17 protein-coding genes are annotated in these 20,434 nt (G+C 63.1%); 12 read left to right on the forward strand and 5 right to left on the reverse strand.

Features of this window, described 5'->3' with window-relative positions:
• The first annotated feature begins 68 nt into the window (after positions 1 to 68).
• The 7 genes from P272_RS0108180 to pknB are packed head-to-tail and all read left to right on the forward strand — an operon-like array spanning position 69 to position 9,052.
• Complete coding sequence (locus P272_RS0108180) at positions 69 to 773, forward strand: FhaA domain-containing protein (protein ID WP_015021121.1); 705 nt, start codon at positions 69 to 71, stop codon at positions 771 to 773.
• A gap of 36 nt (positions 774 to 809) precedes the next feature.
• Entirely contained in the window at positions 810 to 1,325 is a 516-nt protein-coding gene (locus P272_RS0108185) for an FHA domain-containing protein FhaB/FipA (RefSeq protein WP_373564724.1), read from the forward strand.
• A gap of 6 nt (positions 1,326 to 1,331) precedes the next feature.
• Positions 1,332 to 2,900: a BofC C-terminal domain-containing protein gene (locus P272_RS0108190; RefSeq protein WP_044097936.1), complete on the forward strand. Its 1,569-nt coding sequence runs from the start codon at positions 1,332 to 1,334 to the stop codon at positions 2,898 to 2,900.
• A 2-nt stretch (positions 2,901 to 2,902) separates the two neighbouring features.
• Entirely contained in the window at positions 2,903 to 4,444 is a 1,542-nt protein-coding gene (locus P272_RS0108195; RefSeq protein WP_044097937.1) for an FtsW/RodA/SpoVE family cell cycle protein, read from the forward strand.
• Positions 4,441 to 5,904 (forward strand): peptidoglycan D,D-transpeptidase FtsI family protein, encoded by a 1,464-nt coding sequence (locus tag P272_RS0108200; protein ID WP_029679049.1) that lies wholly within the window; start codon positions 4,441 to 4,443, stop codon positions 5,902 to 5,904. The genes P272_RS0108195 and P272_RS0108200 overlap by 4 nt, the downstream gene beginning before the upstream one ends.
• Complete coding sequence (locus P272_RS0108205; protein WP_029679050.1) at positions 5,901 to 6,893, forward strand: serine/threonine-protein kinase; 993 nt, start codon at positions 5,901 to 5,903, stop codon at positions 6,891 to 6,893. The genes P272_RS0108200 and P272_RS0108205 overlap by 4 nt, the downstream gene beginning before the upstream one ends.
• Positions 6,890 to 9,052: a Stk1 family PASTA domain-containing Ser/Thr kinase gene (gene pknB, locus P272_RS0108210; protein WP_081709119.1), complete on the forward strand. Its 2,163-nt coding sequence runs from the start codon at positions 6,890 to 6,892 to the stop codon at positions 9,050 to 9,052. The genes P272_RS0108205 and pknB overlap by 4 nt, the downstream gene beginning before the upstream one ends.
• Before the next feature lie 444 nt (positions 9,053 to 9,496).
• On the opposite strand, the gene P272_RS0108215 is transcribed toward pknB, so the two are convergent.
• Entirely contained in the window at positions 9,497 to 10,612 is a 1,116-nt protein-coding gene (locus P272_RS0108215) for a class E sortase (RefSeq protein WP_029679052.1), read from the reverse strand.
• A complete protein-coding gene (locus P272_RS0108220; RefSeq protein ID WP_029679053.1) occupies positions 10,613 to 11,365 on the reverse strand; it encodes a DUF881 domain-containing protein in 753 nt (250 codons plus the stop codon).
• A 90-nt stretch (positions 11,366 to 11,455) separates the two neighbouring features.
• On the opposite strand from P272_RS0108220, the gene crgA reads away from it, so the two are divergent.
• Positions 11,456 to 11,875 (forward strand): cell division protein CrgA, encoded by a 420-nt coding sequence (gene crgA / locus P272_RS0108225; RefSeq protein WP_029679054.1) that lies wholly within the window; start codon positions 11,456 to 11,458, stop codon positions 11,873 to 11,875.
• 393 nt (positions 11,876 to 12,268) lie between these two features.
• Here crgA and P272_RS0108230 read toward each other — a convergent pair whose 3' ends face one another.
• Complete coding sequence (locus P272_RS0108230; RefSeq protein WP_081709120.1) at positions 12,269 to 13,030, reverse strand: rhomboid family intramembrane serine protease; 762 nt, start codon at positions 13,028 to 13,030, stop codon at positions 12,269 to 12,271.
• Between the two features lie 153 nt (positions 13,031 to 13,183).
• Here P272_RS0108230 and P272_RS0108235 point away from each other — a divergent pair, with 153 nt between their 5' ends.
• Together P272_RS0108235 and P272_RS0108240 are read left to right on the forward strand one after the other, a co-directional pair.
• The gene (locus P272_RS0108235) at positions 13,184 to 13,414 is read left to right on the forward strand and encodes a hypothetical protein (protein WP_015021110.1); all 231 of its coding nucleotides are present in this window, start codon (positions 13,184 to 13,186) and stop codon (positions 13,412 to 13,414) included.
• Positions 13,415 to 13,547: 133 nt separating this feature from the next.
• Positions 13,548 to 13,967: a sterol carrier family protein gene (locus P272_RS0108240; protein WP_029679057.1), complete on the forward strand. Its 420-nt coding sequence runs from the start codon at positions 13,548 to 13,550 to the stop codon at positions 13,965 to 13,967.
• A 6-nt stretch (positions 13,968 to 13,973) separates the two neighbouring features.
• Here P272_RS0108240 and P272_RS0108245 read toward each other — a convergent pair whose 3' ends face one another.
• Entirely contained in the window at positions 13,974 to 14,357 is a 384-nt protein-coding gene (locus P272_RS0108245; RefSeq protein ID WP_029679058.1) for a DUF3073 domain-containing protein, read from the reverse strand.
• Positions 14,358 to 14,510: 153 nt separating this feature from the next.
• Between P272_RS0108245 and trpS the strand changes: the two genes are divergently transcribed.
• A complete protein-coding gene (trpS, locus tag P272_RS0108250; protein ID WP_029679059.1) occupies positions 14,511 to 15,596 on the forward strand; it encodes a tryptophan--tRNA ligase in 1,086 nt (361 codons plus the stop codon).
• Here trpS and P272_RS0108255 read toward each other — a convergent pair.
• Positions 15,593 to 17,347 carry a threonine/serine ThrE exporter family protein gene (locus P272_RS0108255; protein ID WP_253269693.1) on the reverse strand — a complete coding sequence of 585 codons (1,755 nt, stop codon included), beginning with the start codon at positions 17,345 to 17,347 and terminating at the stop codon, positions 15,593 to 15,595. The two genes, trpS and P272_RS0108255, sit on opposite strands and share 4 nt — an antisense overlap.
• Before the next feature lie 306 nt (positions 17,348 to 17,653).
• Here P272_RS0108255 and P272_RS0108260 point away from each other — a divergent pair, with 306 nt between their 5' ends.
• Entirely contained in the window at positions 17,654 to 20,413 is a 2,760-nt protein-coding gene (locus P272_RS0108260; RefSeq protein ID WP_029679061.1) for a phosphoenolpyruvate carboxylase, read from the forward strand.
• The last annotated feature ends 21 nt before the right edge of the window (positions 20,414 to 20,434 follow it).

The following is a 20,434-nucleotide window of genomic DNA, read 5'->3' on the forward strand; positions in this document are numbered from 1 at the left end:
CCGACCGCCCATTACCCCCTTCCGGCAGGGTCACGTACTATGAAAGGGTTATATGGAAAGGGATGACTATGAGCGTTCTCGATCGTTTCGAGAAGAGCGTGGAAGGCGCCGTTAACGGTGTCTTCTCGAAGTTCGGCTCCAAGGACCTACAGCCCGTCGACCTGTCGAGCGCCCTCGAGCGTGAGATAGACTCACAGGCCATGCCCGTCGGTCGCGACCGTACCGTGGCGCCCAACGAGTATCGATTCAGACTATCCACCCCAGACTTCGACCGCATTGAGCAGTGGGGTTCGGAGGCTCTGGCCAACGAGCTGGCAGACAACCTGACCAAGTACGCCGAAAGCCAGCACTATGCCTTCGTCGGCCCGGTCGTGGTCATCTTCGAGGAGGACCTCAACCTGAACAAGGGCGACTTCCACCTGTCTGCCGAGTCGGTCCAGGGCAACGCGGCACCCGTGACCACACCCGAAGAGTCCAAGGACTGCCCGGTGTTGGAGATCAACGGTCGCCAGTACCTGCTGACCGCCCCCATCACCACCATCGGCCGTGGATCCTCCTGTGACATCGTCATCGACGACGCAGGCATCTCCCGCCGACACCTGCAGATCGAGATCACCGACAAGGGCGTGGTAGCCCGCGATCTGGGGTCCACCAACGGCACCTATGTAGAGGGGCATCAGGTACCCGCAGCCACCCTGCTGGACGGCAATACCATCACCATCGGCCGTACCCGCATCCTCTACTGGGCATCGTCGCAGGAACAGGATTCGTAAGTCGCCCAGACCTTGAAGTAAGGTCGAATCATTATGCTGACTGAACTGACATTCGCCATCCTCAAATACGGATTCCTGGCTCTGTTATGGGTATTCGTATGGCTGGCCATCCGTTCACTCCGCAAAGACATCGAAACCTTCAGCCCCAAGACTTCTCATACCCGCCGACGCAGTGAACGCGCAGCCCAGCGCAAGCTGCCGGCGGCCGCCAGATCCGTGCCTATCGCCCCGGTCAGCAAGACAGAGCCTGCAAGCGATGAACCCTCCCTGCTGGTGGTTATCGACGGACCTCTGGCCGGCTCCTCCACGCCGCTGTCCGGACGACCCATCACCCTGGGCCGCTCCTCCTCGAACACCCTGGTGCTGGACGACGAGTTCGTCTCCGGCCATCATGCGCGGGTCTACCAGGATCCTGCATCGGGCCGATGGGCCATCGAGGATCTGGGGTCCACCAACGGCACCGTCGTCTCGGGACAGAAAATCACGGCGCCGACAATCCTACCGGCGGAGGTTCCCGTGCGCATCGGAGCCACCACCTTCGAGTTGAGGTAGCCGCCCATGACCAGGAACGATGCGAGCCAAAAGCTGTTCCTCTATTCCACGGCGGTTTCAGACGTGGGGTACGTGCGCAGCAACAACCAGGATTCCGCCTTCGCCGGTGAGCGCCTTGTGGCCATGTGCGACGGCATGGGCGGCCACGCAGGCGGGGATACGGCCTCGACCATAGCCATCCGATCCCTGGCCCACATCGAACGCGACGACCGGGAGCAGGACGTGCAGTCCCTGGCCCGGATGATGGAGACCTCGGTCATCGCGGCCCATGACGCCATCGTGGGCAAGGCCAAGCGCGAACATCGCCTGTCAGGCATGGGCACCACGGTCACGGCCCTGGCTCTGGCCGACGACTCCTGGGTATTGGCCCATATCGGCGACTCCCGGGCCTACCTGCTGCGGGAGGGCAAGCTGATCCGGATGACCCAGGACCACTCCTACGTGCAGCATCTGATCGACACCGGCCGCATCTCCCCGACCGAAGCCCGCAACCACCCTCAGCGCAACGTGGTCATGCGGGTCCTGGGGGACTTCGACATCGACCCCCGCCCGGACATCTCCATCTCCAAGGCCCTGCCCGCAGACCGCTGGATGATCTGCTCGGACGGCCTCTGCGGCGTTCTGGAGGACTCGACCATCGCCGAGGTGCTGTCCTCGGTCTCGGACCAGGCGGAGTGCGCCCAGCAACTGGTCACCTTCGCCCTGAAGGCCGGCAGCACCGACAACGTGACCGTGGTCATCGCCGATGCCACACTGGCCCTGGACGCCGATGCATTCGACCTGCCCCATCAGACCCCTCTGGTCGGCGGGGCGGCCAGCTCCAACCTGGAGGCCCTGGCCGACATCCTGGATGAGCCCGTAGCGGCCGCACCGCGCCTGCGCGACGAGTCCCGGGAGTCCCCCGCCAAGCGGGCCGCCGACCTGACACAGGACCGGGATGCCGACAAACAGGAGGACGAGGATGGCGAAGGCCGCACCGCCCAACCCTCGGCTGCCCGCGAGGAGAGCGGCGAACGGCATGTGCCCGATACCAGCGAAATCCCCATCGTTCACAAGAAGGACGGCTCGGACTCAGCCGACCCCTACGACCCGGACGTGGCCGACGCCATCCACAAGGAGCACCTGGAGCAGCGCAAGCGCCAGCGCTCACGGCACCGGCGGATTCGGCTGATTCTGGCCGGCATCATCACCCTGGTGATCCTGGTCCTGGCCGGAGGCACGGCGGCTGCCTACCACTGGAGCCAGGAACAGTACTACCTGGGCACGGACCAGGGCCGAGTGGCCATCTACCAGGGCGTGCCCACCAAGGCCTTCGCCCTCTCGCTGTCCCACCCGGTGCAGACCACGGACATCGCCGTCAAGGGACTGCCCCAGTCCTGGCGTGACCAGTTGGAAGAGGGCATCACCGTCTCCAGCATGGACGACGCCAAGGAGCATGCCCGTCTGATCCGCAAGGAGGCCGGCGACCTCAAACGCGAGCAAACCAAGGAGGCCAAGGACGAGTCCGACCAGGCATCGACTTCTCCCTCAGCCTCGCCCTCACCGTCGGAAACCGACCAGAGCGGGCGGCAATAGTCATGATCATCACCCGTCTGCGCCGCATAGGCCTTCTGCTCTTCTCCCTGCTGGTGGGATTCATCGGCTTCTTCCAGATGTTCGCCCGTGCGGCGGGCCGCTTCCCCGGGGATTACGCCGCCCTGCTGGTAGTCACCGCCGCCCTCTTCATCGCCCTCTGGGTCCTGTTGGAGATTTTCCAGCCCTATGGCAGCCAGGCCATCCTGCCCAGCATCGTCATCCTGAGTTCCCTGGGCATCACCCTGATCACTCGCATAGATCTGCGCAACGCCCGGATCGGCCAGCCCACACGGGTGGGCTTCACCCAGCTGATCTGGCTGTGTCTGGCCCTGGTCCTGTGTGGGCTGCTGGTGGTGCTGCTCCGGGACTACAGGCTGCTGCGTCGCTTCTCCTATGTGAGCATGGTGGTGGGTCTGGTCCTGCTCCTGTCGCCCATGCTGCCCGGCATCGGCCGCGAAATCGGCGGCGCCCGCATCTGGATAGGCGTGGGGTCGCACACCCTGCAGCCCGGCGAATTCGCCAAGCTCTTCCTGGCCTTCTTCTTCGCCGCCTACCTGTTCGACCACCGGGACCAGCTGGCCGTGGGCGGCAAGAAGTTCCTGGGCATGCGGATGCCCCGGATCAAGGACTTTGGCCCCATTATCATCGTCTGGCTTATTTCGCTGGCCGTCCTGGTCATCCAGCACGATCTGGGCACCTCGCTGATGTACTTCGCCATGTTCGTCTCCATGCTCTATGTGGCCACCGGCCGCACCAGCTGGATCGCCATAGGTTCGGTCTTCTTCGTCATCGGAGCCGTGGCCGCATCCATGATCTTCGCCCATGTGGGCGCCCGTGTGGACGCCTGGCTGCACCCCTTCAGCGACGCTGAGTTCGGCAAGGCCTTCGGCGGGTCCGGCCAGCTGGTGCGCGGCATCTTCGGCCTGGCCGCCGGCGGGCTGACAGGCACCGGCCTGGGCCAGGGACGCCCCTGGATCACCCCCCTGGCCAACTCCGACTTCATCTACACGTCGGTGGGTGAGGAGCTGGGGCTGAGCGGTCTGCTGGTGGTTCTGGCCCTCTACCTGGTCATCGTGGCCTCGGGCATGATCACGGCCATGAAGATCAAGGACGGTTTCGGCAAGCTCCTGGCCTCCGGTCTGGTCTTCACCATGGCCTTCCAGGTCTTCACCGTGGTGGGCGGCATCACCCTGGTCATCCCCCTGACCGGCCTGACCATGCCCTACATGGCGGCGGGCGGCTCCAGCCTGGTGGCCAACTGCATCCTGGCCGTCCTGCTCATCATCATCTCCAACGCGGCCAACAAGCCAGCACCGGAGGTCAGCTCGGACACCTTCAAGTACGAGGCCCTGGCCGTGCTGCGTCAGCAGGAGACCAGCAAGCGCAGCGGACAGGACGACTCGGACTCCGACTCAGGCTCTGACGACCAGGAATCCCACGGTCGTCATGCCGGGCCGACCGAGCCGACCGACCAGGATGAGGAGACCGACCTGCCAGCCACCGGCCGCATCCCCGCCCGCCAGGTACGAGGAGGTGGACAGTGAACAAGGCCCTGCGTCAACTCTTCAATGCCGTCATCGTCCTCTTCGTCATCCTGGGGCTTTCCAGCTCCATCATCATGGTGATCCGGGCGGGCAGCCTTAACTCGGACCCCCGCAATCTGCGTGCCCTCTACCACGAGTACGCGGCACCCAGAGGGGCCATCCTGACCTCGGACGGCGCCGTCATGGCCCAGTCCGACCCCATCAACGACTCCTTCCAGTACCAGCGGCACTACCACAAGGGTGCCGTCTACTCGCCCATCACCGGCTACTACTCCATCACCAGCCCGGCGGACCGGGGAATCGAGGCCTCGCGCGACCGCCTGCTGAGCGGCCAATCGGACAGCCTGTGGATGGACCGGCTCAAGTCCCTCTTCACCGGCACCCAGAACAAGGGCGCCTCCATCGAGACCTCCATCAATCCCAAGATGCAGGAGGCCGCCTACGCCATGCTGGGCAACTTGTCCGGTTCGGTGGTGGCCATCGAGCCCTCTACAGGCCGCATCCTGACCATGGTCAGCACGCCGAGCTACAACCCCGAAGACCTGACCGCCCACGACAGCGGCGACGCCTCCCAGGCCTACCAGAAGCTGGCCTCCCGTTCCGACAACCCCATGCTCAACCGGGCCACCTCGCAGCTGTATCCGCCCGGGTCCACCTTCAAGGTGGTTGTGGCCGCCGCCGCCCTGGAGTCCGGCCAGTATCACCCCGACAGCCAACTGCCGGCCGGGGCCTCATACACCCTGCCCGGCACCAACTACAATCTGACCAACTCCACTTCAGCTGCCAACGGGTCCAACGGCAAGATCAGCCTGGAGAACGCCCTGGCCTACTCATCCAACACGGCCTTCTCCCAGCTGGGGGTCGCCTTGGGCGACAAGACGCTGGCAGCACAGGCCCGCAAGTTCGGCTACGGCTCCACCATCACCCTGGACGGGACCAACTCCACAGGACGGCCCATGAAGGCCGTGGCCTCCAAGTTCCCCGAGGACCAGTCCCAGGACCGGCTGGCCCTGGCCTCCATCGGCCAGGGGGACACCCTGTCCACACCGCTACAGGCTGCCATGACGGCCGCTGCCGTGGCCAACGGCGGCAAGCTCATGCAGCCGACCCTGGTGGACCGGGTACGCTCCAGCGACCTGAGCGTCATCAGTGAGACAACGCCCTCGGTCTACTCACAGGCCTTCTCATCGGACACCGCCAAGGCCCTGACCACCATGATGGAGGCAGTGACCACCAAGAGCTATCCGAATCTGGCCATCCCCGGCATGCAGGTGGCCGCCAAGTCCGGCACGGCTCAGATCGGTGCGGGCAATACGGCAAATGACGGGTGGATGATAGGATTCGCTCCGGCCGACAAACCCAAGGTAGCCGTAGCCGTTGTGGTGCATGGAATCTCCTCCTACGGCATAGATGCCGCCGGGCCGATCATGAAACGCGTCATGCAGGAGGCTGCCAAGTGAAACTGATACAAGGACAGCTCATTCATCGACGGTACCGTCTGGACCGCCGCCTGGCCCAGGGGGGCATGGGCGAAGTCTGGAAGGGCTACGACATAGAACTGGGCCGCGTGGTGGCCATCAAGGCCCTGCGCGAGGATCTGACCAACGAGGAGTCCAAGCTGCTGCGGCTGCGGGCCGAGGCGCACAATTCCGCCAACCTGGCCCACCCCAACATCGCCGCCCTCTTCGAGTACTACGAGCACGACGGCATCGGCTTCCTGATCATGGAGTACGTCCCCAGCCAATCCCTGGCAGACATCTACCGGGACCGGGGTGCCCTGGACCCCATCGAGCTGCTGCCCATCCTGATACAGACGGCCCGGGGGCTCTACGTGGCACACTCGCACGGGGTCATCCACCGGGACGTCAAGCCGGCCAACATCATGGTCTCCGACACCGGTGAGGTCAAGATCACGGATTTCGGCGTCTCATACTCCACCAACCAGGGGCAGATCACCCAGGACGGCATGGTGGTGGGCACGGCCCAGTACATCTCTCCCGAGCAGGCCCAGGGCCTCCAGGCCACGCCCCAGTCCGACATCTACTCCCTGGGTGTGGTGGCCTATGAGGGACTCTGCGGGCACCGACCTTTCACTGGCGCCACCCCGGTGGACATCGCCGCAGCACACGTCAACGACCCTGTGCCACCGCTGCCTAACTCGGTGGACAACCAACTCATGAACTTCGTCATGTCCATGCTGGCCAAGGACCCGCGAGACCGCCCGGCGAATGCCTTGGTGGTCTCGCACACACTGGCCAGGATCGAGCAACGGCTGCTGGACCAGCAGCTGGGCGAGACGGAGGTCATCGACCCGCGCGCACCCATGCCTAGACGCATTATGAGCAGGCCACACGCGGCAAAAGACATCTTCAGGCCCTTCTGGGGGCACTATGGAGAAGGAAGCGCACAGCGCGGCCTTGAAGCGACGAACGGAGGGGATACCCTATGAGCATCACACTGCCGCCGTCCCTAGCGGACGGACGCTACCGTCTGGGACAGCTGATCGGACGCGGTGGCATGGCCGAGGTCCACAAGGCTGTGGACACGCGTCTGGGAAGGACGGTCGCGGTCAAGATCATGCGGTCCGATCTGGCCAACGACGAGGTCTTCCTATCGCGGTTCCGGCGGGAGGCCCACTCGGTCGCGCTGCTCAACAACCCCAACATCGTCTCCATCTACGACTCGGGCGAGGAGATACTGACCGACGACCAGGGCAACCATGAGCGGGTGCCCTACCTGGTCATGGAGTACGTCAAGGGCCAGACCCTGCGCTCCATCCTCAAGGAGAACGGGGCCCTGAGCCAGCGCGACAGCGAGCAGGTCATGCTGGGCATGCTCAGCGCCCTGGACTACTCCCACCACATGGGCGTCATCCACCGGGACATCAAGCCCGGCAACATCATGATCTCGGAACAGGGCATCGTCAAGGTCATGGACTTCGGCATCGCCCGGGCCATGGACGATTCGGCCGCCACGATGACCCAGTCCCAGGGTGTGGTGGGCACGGCCCAGTACCTGAGCCCTGAGCAGGCCCGTGGCGAGAGCGTGGACATGCGCTCCGACCTCTACTCGGCCGGCTGCGTCCTCTACGAGATGCTGACCGGACGGCCGCCCTTCAACGGGGATTCGGCCGTGGCCATCGCCTACCAGCACGTCACCGAGGTGGCCACCCCGCCCAGCACCATCGTGCCCGGCCTGCCGAAGATGTGGGATTCCATCTGCGCCAAGGCCATGGCCAAGGACCGCCAGAACCGTTACGCCACGGCCGCCGCCTTCAAGAGCGACATCCTGGCCTTCATGAACGGCGGGACCCCGGTGGCTGCCGCCTTCAACCCGCTGACCGACCTGGCCAATGTCAAGGCCCGCAAGGACGCCGAGCAGGGCACCGAAACGGCCACCATGCCACTGACCGAAGAGGAGACGGCCGCCACCCAGGCCTTCAACCCTGTTCAGGACCCGCTCAACCCGGCCGCTGCCACCGATGTTGCCACAGCGGAGCGCACGGCCACCAAGGCGGCCCAGAAGAAGTCCAAACGGCGCAAGAAGATCATCATCGGCGCCATCGTGGCGGCTTTGGTCCTGGTGCTCGTCGGACTGGGCGCGTGGAACGTCCTGGGCCGAAACCGCCATCCGATGGCCGAGGTGCCTACCATCAACGCGCAGATGTCGCGAATCCTCGCCCGTGAGAAGGTCACTGCCGCAGGCTTCCACTACCAGGAGAAGGAAGACAACGACTCGGCCGAGCCCAAGGGAACCTTCACCAAGCAGAGCCCCAAGGGCGGGAGCATGGCTCCCAAGGGCTCCACAGTGACCGTCTGGTTCTCCTCCGGGCCCAAGGACACGGCCATCCCCGACGTCAAGGGCATGACCCAGCAGGAGGCCCGCAGCGCCCTGGAGAAGGCCGGATTCAAGGTCTCCCCCGCCGCCTCCGTGGAAGACAGCCAGGACGTTCCCAAGGACCATGTGACCCGCACGGACCCCGCTGCAGGCCAGAGCGTGGCCAAGGGAACCAGCATCCTGATCTACATCTCCTCGGGCATGACCAAGGTGCCCGATCTGTCTGGCAAGACCAAGGACGACGCGACCAATATCCTGCAGAGTCTGCACTTCAACATCACCATCCGCGAGCAAGCCTCCAACACCGTGGCCAAGGACATGGTGATCAGCACCGATCCGGCCGCCGGGTCCTCCATCCAGCAGGGAGCCATGATCACGGTCACCGTCAGCAACGGCATGCAGCTGGGCAATTATGTCGGCATGACCCTGGGCGAGGCTAAACGCAACCTGGGCCAGGGTGTCAACATAACAGTCAATGGTCCCAACAATGACAACGCCGTGGTCACCGGCCAGGATCCCGCATCAGGTTCCTCCTTCGACAAGTCCAAGGACACCATCACCCTGACCACGGCCATCAGCGTCCCGCCCTTCTCCCAGGGCGAGACCTTGGGCAGCTATCGGCAGAAGCTGACCAACAGCGGCGTCAGCGCCGACAGGATCACTTCCGTCGGCAAGGACACGGACAAGGTGACCGCTGTAAGTCCCGGAGCCGGCAGCAAGGTGGACGACAACACCCCCATCACGGTGACCACCGTCAGCTCCACCAACTGACTCCTATGGCCCGGCGACCACAGTCTTGCCGCCGGGCCATATCGTTCTAGGCAGAGCGAATGCGGTCTGGGACGGAGTAATGGCTATCAGGCCACGCCATTAGGCTGCGAATCGCGACTTCGCGTCCACAAATCCCGGTCATGACTTCGGCCAAGCTAAGCGTCAGGGTCCAGCGACCGGTTCATAACGACCAATGCACAACTTCCAGACTGGACCTTGCCAAGTCGCACCGCCATATCGCGACGAATCCGCCTCGGCCGCCAGACTGGCGTCATCTGTACTGCGACCGAAAATTCATGGCTATCAAACCATGGCCACAGAGGCGTCTTAGATAGACCTTGGACAGTCGCTTCTGGCAGTCGGCGAAGTTGTGGCATCAACAAGCGGCGGGGCCGCAGAATCACATTGAATCCTGCGGCCCCGCCGCTCTTCTACACCCCTAGGTCAGAAGGTGGAGTAGTTGGACATCTGTCTGAGCATGGGCACGTTGCTGGCCAGCCAGGGGAAGCCCCATTCCATCAGGGCGCAGGCCAGAGCCAGCAGGAGCAGAATCAGCAGAAGCCATCGAATCGGAGCTATTCCGGACTGGTGCCGCAGCAGCCAGCCGTAGAGGCTGATCATGGGCTGAGGCTTCTCGCCCTTGCGAATCTGCCGCAGCAGGGGGTAACGCCAGGCAGCCAGGGCCGCCAGGTAGATGATCAGATAGGCTGCTGCCAAAACCAGGAAGACCGGCTGCAGAGAACCCAGCCTGGCCATGACCGAGCCCTTGTCATCTGCAAAGGCCACATCGCTGCCGCGGTCACCCAGCAGTTCCTTGGGCACTCCGTCGGACACTTTGGCCCAATAGTCGAATTCGCCCCAGCTGATCCAGCGGTGGGTGGCCGTGGTGTACTTGGGCTCACAGGTGGTCAGCGTGATCATGCGCCGATCAGGAGCCTCTTTGGGCGAATAAGGGTTGGGAGCGATAACACTGACCTCGTCGGCAGCGACGATCTTATAGCGGGTGTAGTGGTAGACGTACCAGTAATCCTTGGTGCGCAGGACGATGGCATCGCCCACTCGCAGCTCGTCCACATGGCCCAGCGGCTCACCATAACCTGCGCGGTGTCCTGCAATGGCCACGTTGCCCATCTCGCCCGGCATCTGCGTATTGGGGTAATGGCCTAGTCCCGCGTAGGCCAGCTCTCGGGGCGACGTGCCCTGAACCACGTTGCGCTCCCAATGCTGTCCGAAACGAGGAATGTAGGCCTGGGCTATCAGTTCACCCTCGGAGGCCTGCTTGGGCTGCACCGGGGGCGCCCCTTTCTGAGGCTTGGCCACCTTGCGGGTGTCGCCCGATCCCGGGTTGCTCCAGGAGGTCGAGGCCCGGGCCTCCAACTGCTGATGCTCGGACTGCACACCGGTCCACCAGAGCTGCCAGACCACGTAGAGTGCGCAGACGACGGCCAGCGTGATCAGCAGCTCCCCCACGATTTCTGCAATGCCCACCAGCCAGGTTCGCCGCTTATCCGCCGGTTTATCGACCGGCGTTGTGTCATTCTCCGAGTCCTCTGTCGTCATTTACCGTGCCTTCTCATCTACCGATGCGTACTGGAGTGGCTGTAGGACAGCCGTCGTCTCAGGGAATCTCAGATTATCCGAAGATTCGACATTCCAAGCCAGACCTACCGTATTCACATACTCCTTGTAAATCCGGATGGATGGCGAAGTATTCAGGGACTTGGTCATCCTGTCGACTGGTCCTATGGCTGAAATCTTATATGGCGGCGAGTACTTTCGGCCATGCAGCAGCAACACATTGCCCACGCATCGCACGGCTGTAGTGGGCAGAACCCTCTGATCCTGGATCCGCATGGACTCGGCCCCACCGGCCCAGAGCGCATTGACCACACTCTCCACATCCTGCTGGTGGATGACGTAATCGTTGATGTTGGCCGTCGACCCGTCGGAACCCACCTTCTGCTGCCAGAGCGGGGAATCATTGAGCGTCACCGTCAGTCCAGGCCCCTGGACGGCCTTGAGCACCGTGCCCGAGCCGGGGTCCTCGCGGGCCTGGTCCGAGCTGCCCTTGTCATCGGTCAGGGTCTTCAGCGCGTTGATCTGCGAGCTCATGTCATTGATGTCCTTGCGCAACTCACCAGCCTTGTTCTCGCGCTCCTCCACCAATCCGGCCGTGTCCGAGGTGACCGTGACCGTCCTGTTGACACGGATGTTGGTGGTCAGCATGTACCCGACCAAGGCCAGCACCACAGCCACGGACACTGTGCCGACCAGGGACCTGTGCGCACCGTGCCGTCCCGTCCGTCTGGTCATAGGCATACCCTCATCCTCGTCTGCGATAGTATTACGTTCGAGTCTAACCGCTACTATGTCTTAGTAGATCTACTGAAGGAGAATAACCTCATGGCAGAGCATCAACTCCATGATGACGAGGACCAGGCGGTGGACAGGAGCAAGACCGCCGACACTGGCGAGGATGCCGAGGACGAGGAGTACGGCCTGTCCATGGACAAGGTGGAGGCAGTGCTCAACCAGAGCGTTGACAAAAAGCACATGACACCGCAGATGCGCCGCATCGTGCAGCGTCAGGAAGAGAACACCCGCCGCGTGGAGGACACCATCAAGAACACCAAGGCTAATCCGCGCTGGTTTGTGCCCCTCTTCGTCACGCTGATGCTGGTGGGCCTGATCTGGATCGTGGTTTACTACATCTCCTCCACCATGGGCAAAGTCTTCCCCATCCCTGGCATCGGCAACTGGAACTTGGCAGTGGGCTTTGGCATTCTGTTGGTCGGCTTCCTCATGACCATGTGGTGGCACTGACCCAGCCGTATCACTCTTTCAGAACCCCGCAACCGCGCAGGCACGGCTGTGGGGTTCTTTGCATATCCGTCCACACCCTTACGTCAGGCATGTGGGGATTCATCCACTGTTTCGAGACTCGAGCCAAAGTTATCCACAATCGCCCGGATTCCACGTGGATGACCTAATGCACTCATCCACAACCCTACTGCTGATTGGGTTCTTCCTTCACTTATCCACTTTTTACTGGTATATATGCACCAGTTCTGAATACTTATTCCCAGGTTATCCACACGATTGTCAACAAATGTGGATAGATGACATCCATGTCATTTATCAATTACCAGACCCGAACCGGGGACGAAATAGTTCGCAATCGACAGCAGGCGGTCAGCAACAGGTAGACGCTGATTTTCAGCGCATGGGGTTGAACATGTTGCAGCCCAGAGCCAGCAGGACCAGGGCCGCCAGGAAGATCAACGTGGGTAGCAGCCAGGAGAGCAGACCATGCACCCGCGAGCCGGGCCGGCCCATGTGCAACAGGGCCAGCATGAAGAGGCCGCCGACTATGAACCCACCAACGTGGTCCTGCCAGGCAATGCCGGGCACGAACAGGGGCATACAGAAGTTGATGCCCATCCAGACCACCAAGGAAAGGATGTCAATCCCCAGACGGCGGTAGACCACCAGAATGGCTGCGAAGAGCCCGAAGAGCGCGCCCGAGGCCCCTATGGCCGACGTGCCCCAGCCATTGGGCGCCAGGACCGCATAGACCATCAGCCCCAGGTCTCCGCCCAGCCCGCTGATCATGTAGAGGGCCAGGAAACGTCCATGCCCTATCAGATTTTCCAGGACCGGCCCCACAACCCAGAGGGTGATCATGTTGAAGAGGATGTGCGAGACATTGGTGGCGTGCAGAAATATGTTGGTCACAAACATCCAGGGCTCATGAATGGCCGTAATCGGCACGAAGGCCCAGTAGCCAAGCAAAAGCCGTTGATAACGAAGTGGGGCCAGCAGGTACAGGGCCATCTGGATGACCCAGGCCACTATGCAGATCAGAGTGATGGCTATGGTCACCACCGGAGCATGGTCACCCCAGTACCGCCGGATCCATCCCAGCGGCCCCCGACCATTTCCTCCGCCTGTGAAACTGGTGCCCGTGCCATTGACCATGAACCTTACCTTACCTGACCGTCCGGCCGGGGTGTGCGGTTTCCGTGCCGCAATGGCACCGATGCGCCCCACAGTTCGCCGCTTTCTACTAGGATGATGACTAGGTCGGTCGAAGTGGGCAGGACCGACGAAAGTCGTCGAAAGGAGCCAAACATGGAGAATTCATCTTCAAACGGCTGGAAGTTCTTTGCACTGCTCTTCGGCACGCTGCTGGCCGGCGTTGTCGCTCTGTTCGTATACAAGCAGCAGAACCCGGATTATGATCCCTGGGAGGAGCCCTGGGAGAACAGCTCATCGCCAGTCGACCTGGGCCTGGCCAAGGACGAGGAGGACAAGGGGTCTGAGGATCCCGAGACCCCTCTGCAAGCGGGCGCACAGGCCTGACCGTTCCGGTCGGGAAGGAATCCGACCCAGCGTCAAGGACGTGAGGGCAACGGATTCCTTTTTTCATGCCTGAATTTGACTTGACCGCAACCTGCTGGACACGCCTGTTGGGGCGACGCGTCACAATGGAGCCATGAGTGCCATACGGGAAGCAGACATGGAAGAAGGCCGCCGGGATTTCCTGGCCTGGCGGGATGCGGCCAAGGAGGCTGCAAATAATCTGGGCCCGGAGGGTGACCGCCTGTCAGTGGCCCCACAAACAGCTAGGCGCAGCAAAGCCATGGCTGTCCGCTATTCCCTGCACATGCTGGAAATCAAGGCCCCCGGCCCCGGCGTGGAGGTCAGGGTGGCCCCTTGGGGAGCCGTCAAGATTCTGGATGGGCCGGCATCCGACCCGCATAACCTGACCCCGCCCGACGTAATCGAACTGGACCCGGATGTCTGGCTACGATTGGCCGCCGGCATCACCAGCTGGAGCGAAGAAACCGCCGCCGGGCATATCAGCGCTGTGGGCGAGCGCGACGACCTGCACGAGCTGTTGCCGCTGGTATGAGGCCGGCTACTTGCTCGACGACCCCTTGGCTGCGCTCTTCTGATCCTTGTGATGTTTGAGCGCGCTGGGCACGGGAATGGGTATGCGCTTGTGCGGTTTGGGCGTGGCTGGCATCTCCCCAGAGGTGGCCTTGGCAGCAGCCTCGGCGGCCCACCGGGCGTAATCGTCCAGATCATCGTCCGTGGAGTCCTCGGGGTCCTGGCCCCCCGATTTGCGAGAATCCGGCTTGGAGTATTCCTCTTCAACCATTTTGAAGGGATCTTTGCCCCTGGTTCCGGGTTCCTTGCTGCTGAGCTCTTTGGCCAGCTCGTCGTAATCCGTGTCCGTTGTCAGATATTTGAGCTTCCGGGCTATTTTCGTCTGCTTAGCCTTCTGACGTCCGCGGCCCATCCGACCCCCTTCGCCAGGTAACGTGCACTTAGGCAACTTGAATGTGAATTTGCATCATTTATGAGAGTACCACCTACGCATCTTGTCGGCTCGGACTTTTACCATAAAAGCAATTCCCAGAAGGACATTCGGCACGACGACGAGGGTGGGACCATGCAGGAAGAAGTCACAGCGGCAGGCAACGAGATCAGCGACAGCTTCAGAGCCGCCAAGCATCGGTCCGACCAGGTGCTGGCCGAGCTGGACAAGAATCCCAGCGGCTACACCATGCTGACCGGCGACCGCCCGACCGGCAGGCTCCACCTGGGTCATTACTTCGGCTCCATCCGCGAGCGCGTCCAGATGCAGAATCGCGGCGTGCACACCAACATCGTCATCGCCGACTACCAGGTCATCACCGACCGGGACACCACCGAGCACATCCGCGACAACGTGCTCAACCTGGTGCTGGACTATCTGGCTGCGGGCATCGACCCCAAGAAGACCATGATCTTCACCCATTCGTCCACCCCCGCAGAGAATCAGCTGCTGCTGCCCTTCCTCTCCCTGGTGACCGAGGCCGAGCTTCACCGCAACCCCACCGTCAAGTCCGAGATGGAGGCCAGCGGCCACGCCCTGACCGGCCTGCTGCTGACCTACCCGGTCCACCAGGCCTGCGACATACTCTTCTGCAAGGCCAACGTGGTTCCCATCGGCAAGGACAACCTGCCGCATGTGGAGCTGACCCGGACAATCGCCCGCCGCTTCGACGAGCGCTACCCCGGCCAAGCCCCGGTCTTCCCCGAACCTGATGCCATCCTGTCTGACACCCCTGAGATTCCGGGTCTGGACGGACGCAAGATGAGCAAGTCCTACGGCAACTCCATCATGCTGGGCGCCACTGCGGAGGAGACGGCCAAGCTGATTCGCAAGTCCCCCACCGACTCCGAGCGCAGGATCACCTTCGACCCTGTGAACCGCCCCCAGGTCTCGGCCCTGCTGACCACAGCCGGCCTGGTGACCGACCGGAAGCCCGAGGACATCGCCGAGGAGATCGGCAATGCCGGCTCGGGCGCCCTCAAGGCCTATGTGACCAAGTCGGTCAACGAGTTCCTGGCACCTCACCGTGAGCGCCGGGCCGAGCTGGCCAAGGACATGGACACCGTGCGTGACATCCTGGTCGAGGGCAACAAGCGTGCCAACCAGATAGCCGAGGAGACCCTTGACCAGGTCCGCTCGGCCATGGGGATGCGCTACTAGACGTCGTACCGCCAGGAGCGGTCGGTCAACACCCGGGCCGTGACCAGGCCGATGGGCAGGCAGATGATGACCATGAAGGCCCGGAAGGCCCAGTCCAGGGCGTTGAGCGTATTGAACTGCCCCAGGTAGAACATGGCCCGGTACATATACAAGCCAGGCACCATGATGACGATGGAGGGCACGGTCAGGCTGATCCTTGGGTAGCCCAGGTGGGGCGGCAGCAGGCCGTGACGGACCGAGGAGCGCCAGACCGTGGCCAGCATGCCGGCCAGGAAGGCACCCAGAAAAGCAGCCATCTCCGGAGGGACATGAAGCAGGTCCTGCATCTCCAGGCGCATGGTGTCGGTCAGGGCGCCGATGACAGCGGCTACCAGGGCCATGCGCTGGGGTGAGTTGAAGAGGACCGAGAAGCCCCAGACCCCACAGAAGGCCGCAATCATACGAAGTCCGGCCATCAGCCAGGGACTCAGGTTCATCGGTTCAAAACCCTGCGGGTTGAGCATGACCATCCGCGCCACGGCCCAGCCACCCAGTGTGGCCACCAGGATGATCGAGAAGGCGTAGGTGATGCGCTGCACCCCCGAGGGGAAGTCCAACTTGGCGATGTCGAGGCCGCCGGTGACCAGGGGGAAGCCAGGAATGACGAAGAGGATGGCACCGATGTAAGCCGTGTCGTGCTTCAGGGCCACCGGGTCGAAGATGCCCACCAGTCTCAGCGTGCCGACGCAGGCCAGGGCGGCGATGATGACTGCAACCCCGGTGGCGAAGAACTGGTTGATCCGTCTGCCCAGCATCTGACGACGTATCCACTGGCCTATGCCAGCGCCGACGAAAGCTCCGGCCATGTCGTAGGGGCCGCCGCCCAGCAGGAAGACGAAGGCTGCGCAGGCCACGGCCGAGGCGAAGCCCGAGAAGAGGGGCGAGTAGAGGGGTTTGCGTCGCTCGATCAAGTCCAGGCGTTCATGCGCCTGCCGGACTGTGATGCCACCCGTTGCCTGCGGCTCTGGTGACGCGGACTTATCAGAGGAGGTAGGCCGCCCAGTCGCAGAGTCGGGCTCTTGGTTGGTTGCAGAAGATTCAGTGGTTGCAGAACCAGCGGCACTCGAATCCGAATTCTCAACCGCGGCGACAGCAGAAGCTGAAGCAACCCCGGAATCGTTGGAATCATCCAGCCGAGGCGTGGAGCCTACGGTGCCCAAGCCGGCGGCCGTCCTGGTGTCTATGGCTGCCGCATCGATCCGGCTCTGGCTGATCTCGTCCTCGTTGTGCACAGCGGTGGCCACCGCATCCTTGAGCGCCTTGGCCGCCTCCTGATCCTGGGCCAGCACCTCCTTGACCGCCTTACGGGCCGCCGCGTAGACGTTCGGCTCGTCCAGGTTGTCCACCAGCTCCCGGGAGACCACCGTCATGGTGTGGTAGGTCCCCGCCTGCCCACACTTGACGCTGAGCCAGTCCGCAAAGTGCTCCAGGAGCCAGATCCGCTCGGTGTTGACCCCGGTGGTGGGCAGGTCCACCACCTCGGTGATCCGAGACACGCCATCCGTGCAAGTGGCCTCGATGTCGGTCAGGTTCACGTCAGCCCGTACATGCACGCCCATGGGGTAGGCGATCCTGTGCATCATCTCGCGCACGCGGAAGCTTCCCGTACCGGCCCCCAGCTCCAGCATGCCCACCCGCACGATCAGGCTGGTCTTGGCCGCGATGCAGGCCTCGACGATGGGCTTGTCATAATCGCGTTCAATATCCTCCATGTCCAACGGAATGGAGTGGGTGTGGTACTTGCTGACCCGTTTGACCTCGGCTGCGGTCCTGCCGCGATAGCCGTCCTTGGAACTCCTGCTCTTGAATTTCACACCCACATTCATACTCCACCCGGGTCACGTACCCTTGCACCGCCGCATAGGGCCATGAAACGTATTCGACCCGAAAGCGTCCTAGAATGGGCCGCGAGCCATCGAACCGAAGGCTGTGGGCCTGCAACGCCGACCACCAATAACCGCGGAGGAGCCGTGGAATGGTCGAAGACCGGGCAACCTGCGATTCGACAAGGAGGACTGATGACAGATAGTAATCAGCAAATCACGGCTGCCGATGCGACCCTGGTCACATCCGGCACCGGGACCAAGGGGCCGGAGGAACGCAAGCTACCTCAATCGTTGGATGAGGACATGGCCTTGTGCCTGCGGCTGCTCAGGGATGTGTTGGGGGAATTCGATCAACAGCTGCTCAAACGCTTCGACTCCCTGCGCGAGGACGTGATGACGGCCAGCGCCGAGCACTTCAACCGCCACCCCTCGGACCCCGTGCCTGACGAGGACGGCCTGTCCAAGGCCGTGGCCCTGATCGACGACACCTCGGTCAAGGATTCCCAGCTGCTGGCCCGCGCCCTGACCACCTACTTCCACCTGGCCAACCTCTGCGAGGAGAACTACCGGGTGAAGGTCCTGCATGAGCGCGAGGGCAAGGTGGACCTGAAGGTCAAGGGCACCGACCCCATCAACGAGATGACCAGCGCCTACAGCCAGCTCCTTCAGGAGATGGGCCCGGCCAAGGCCTCGGAACTGCTGGAGAAGCTGGAGTTCCACCCCGTCTTCACCGCCCACCCCACCGAGGCGCGGCGCAAGGCCGTGGAGGGCAAAATCCGGCGCATCGCCAACCTGCTGGCCGTTCGCCGCGGTCTGGGCGGTTCCGAGCTGGAGGAGAACGAGCGTCTGCTGCACAACGAGATCGACGCCCTCTTCCGCACTTCGCCCATCGCAGCCAAGAAGCCGACGCCCGTCGAAGAGGCCAACACCATTCTGGACATCTTCGACGCCACACTCTTCGAGACCATTCCCAAGGTCTACCGCCGCTTCGACGACTGGATGCTGGGCAAGAAGGCCGGCATGGTCAAACCTGCCTGCCCCGCCTTCTTCCACCCGGGCAGCTGGATCGGCTCCGACCGTGACGGCAACCCCAACGTGACCGCCAAGGTCTCGCGCAAGGTGGCCCGCAAGTTCTCCGACCACATGCTCGAGGCACTGGTCAAGGCCACCACCACCGTGGGCCGCAACATGACCATGGAGGTGACCACCACGCCCCCAAGCCCCGAGCTGAGGAGCCTGTGGAGCCACCAGAAGGAGATGAGCGAGCGCCTGACCGACCGGGCCACCACCATCTCGCACAACGAGCTGCACCGGGCCGTGGTCCTGGTCATCGCCGACCGTCTGCAGGCCACCATCCAGCGTGATGCCGACCTCATGTATGCCGACTGCGACGACTTCATCGCCGACCTGCGCGTGGTCCAGGACTCCCTGGCCAAGGCGGGCGCAGTCCGTCAGGCCTACGGCCCCCTACAGGATCTGATCTGGCAGGCCCAGACCTTCGGCTTCCACATGGTGGAGATGGAGTTCCGCCAGCACTCCCTGGTCCACGCCCGCGCCCTGGAGGACATCCGCGAGCACGGCCTGCACGGCGAGCGCGGCGAGCTGCAGCCCATGACCCACGAGGTGCTCGACACCTTCCGGGCCCTGGGAGCCATCCAGAAGCGCAACGGCCAGAAGGCCGCCCGCCGCTACATCATCTCCTTCACCAAGTCAGCGCAGAACGTCAAGGACGTCTACGAGCTCAACCGGCTGGCCTTCGAGCATGCCGAGGACGTGCCGGTCATCGACGTGATCCCCCTGTTCGAACAGCTGGAGGACCTGCAGAACTCGGTGGACGTGCTGGAAGAGATCATCAAGATCCCCGAGGTCCAGGCCCGGCTCAAGGAGACCGGCAACAAGATGGAGGTCATGCTGGGCTACTCCGACTCCTCCAAGGATGCCGGCCCCGTCTCAGCGACCCTGGCCCTGCACTCCGCCCAGGAGCGCATCGCCAAGTGGGCCGAGAGCCATGACATCGACCTGACCCTCTTCCATGGACGCGGCGGCGCCGTAGGCCGTGGCGGCGGCCCTGCCAACCGTGCCGTGCTGGCCCAGCCTGTGGGCTCGGTCAACTGCCGGTTCAAGCTGACCGAACAGGGCGAGGTCATCTTCGCCCGCTACGGCAACCCGGTCCTGGCCATCCGCCACATCGAGTCCGTGGCTGCAGCCACCCTGCTTCAGTCCGCGCCCAGCGTGGAGGAGCGCAACACCACCATGACCGAGAAGTACGCGGACATGGCCGACAAGTTGGACCAGGCCGCCCACGAGCGCTTCCTGGACCTGCTCCACACGCCGGACTTCGCCCCCTGGTTCTCCATCGTGACGCCCCTGAACGAGATCGGCCTGCTGCCCATCGGCTCCCGACCGGCCAAGCGCGGTCTGGGCGCCAAGTCCTTGGACGACCTGCGGACCATACCCTGGGTCTTCTCCTGGGCGCAGGCCCGAATCAACCTGGCAGCCTGGTACGGCCTGGGCACCGCCTGCGAGAAGTTCGGCGACCTGGAGACCCTGCGTCAGGCCTACGAGGAGTGGCCGCTCTTCAGCACCTTCATCGACAACATCGAGATGAGCCTGGCCAAGACCGACGAGCGAATCGCCAAGATGTACCTCTCCCTGGGAGACCGGGATGACCTGAGCCAGAAGGTTCTCTCGGAGATGGAACTGACCCGCAAGTGGGTTCTGCAGATCGTGGGCGACGAATGGCCCCTGCAGCACCGCCACGTGCTGGGCCAGGCCATCCGGATCCGCTCTCCATATGTGGACGCCCTATCGGTGACCCAGGTGCGCGCCCTGCGTGCCCTGCGTCGTCGCAACGACAAGGAGGAGCTCAGCAAGAGCCAACAGGCCGACTTCATCTACCTGATCCTCTGCACCGTTTCAGGAGTCGCCGCCGGCCTGCAGAACACCGGCTGATCTCCGCTTAGTAGTTTAAGA

This window comes from Bifidobacterium sp. 7101, from assembly GCF_000499285.1.
Taxonomy (GTDB): Bacteria; Actinomycetota; Actinomycetes; order Actinomycetales; family Bifidobacteriaceae; genus Bombiscardovia; species Bombiscardovia apis_A.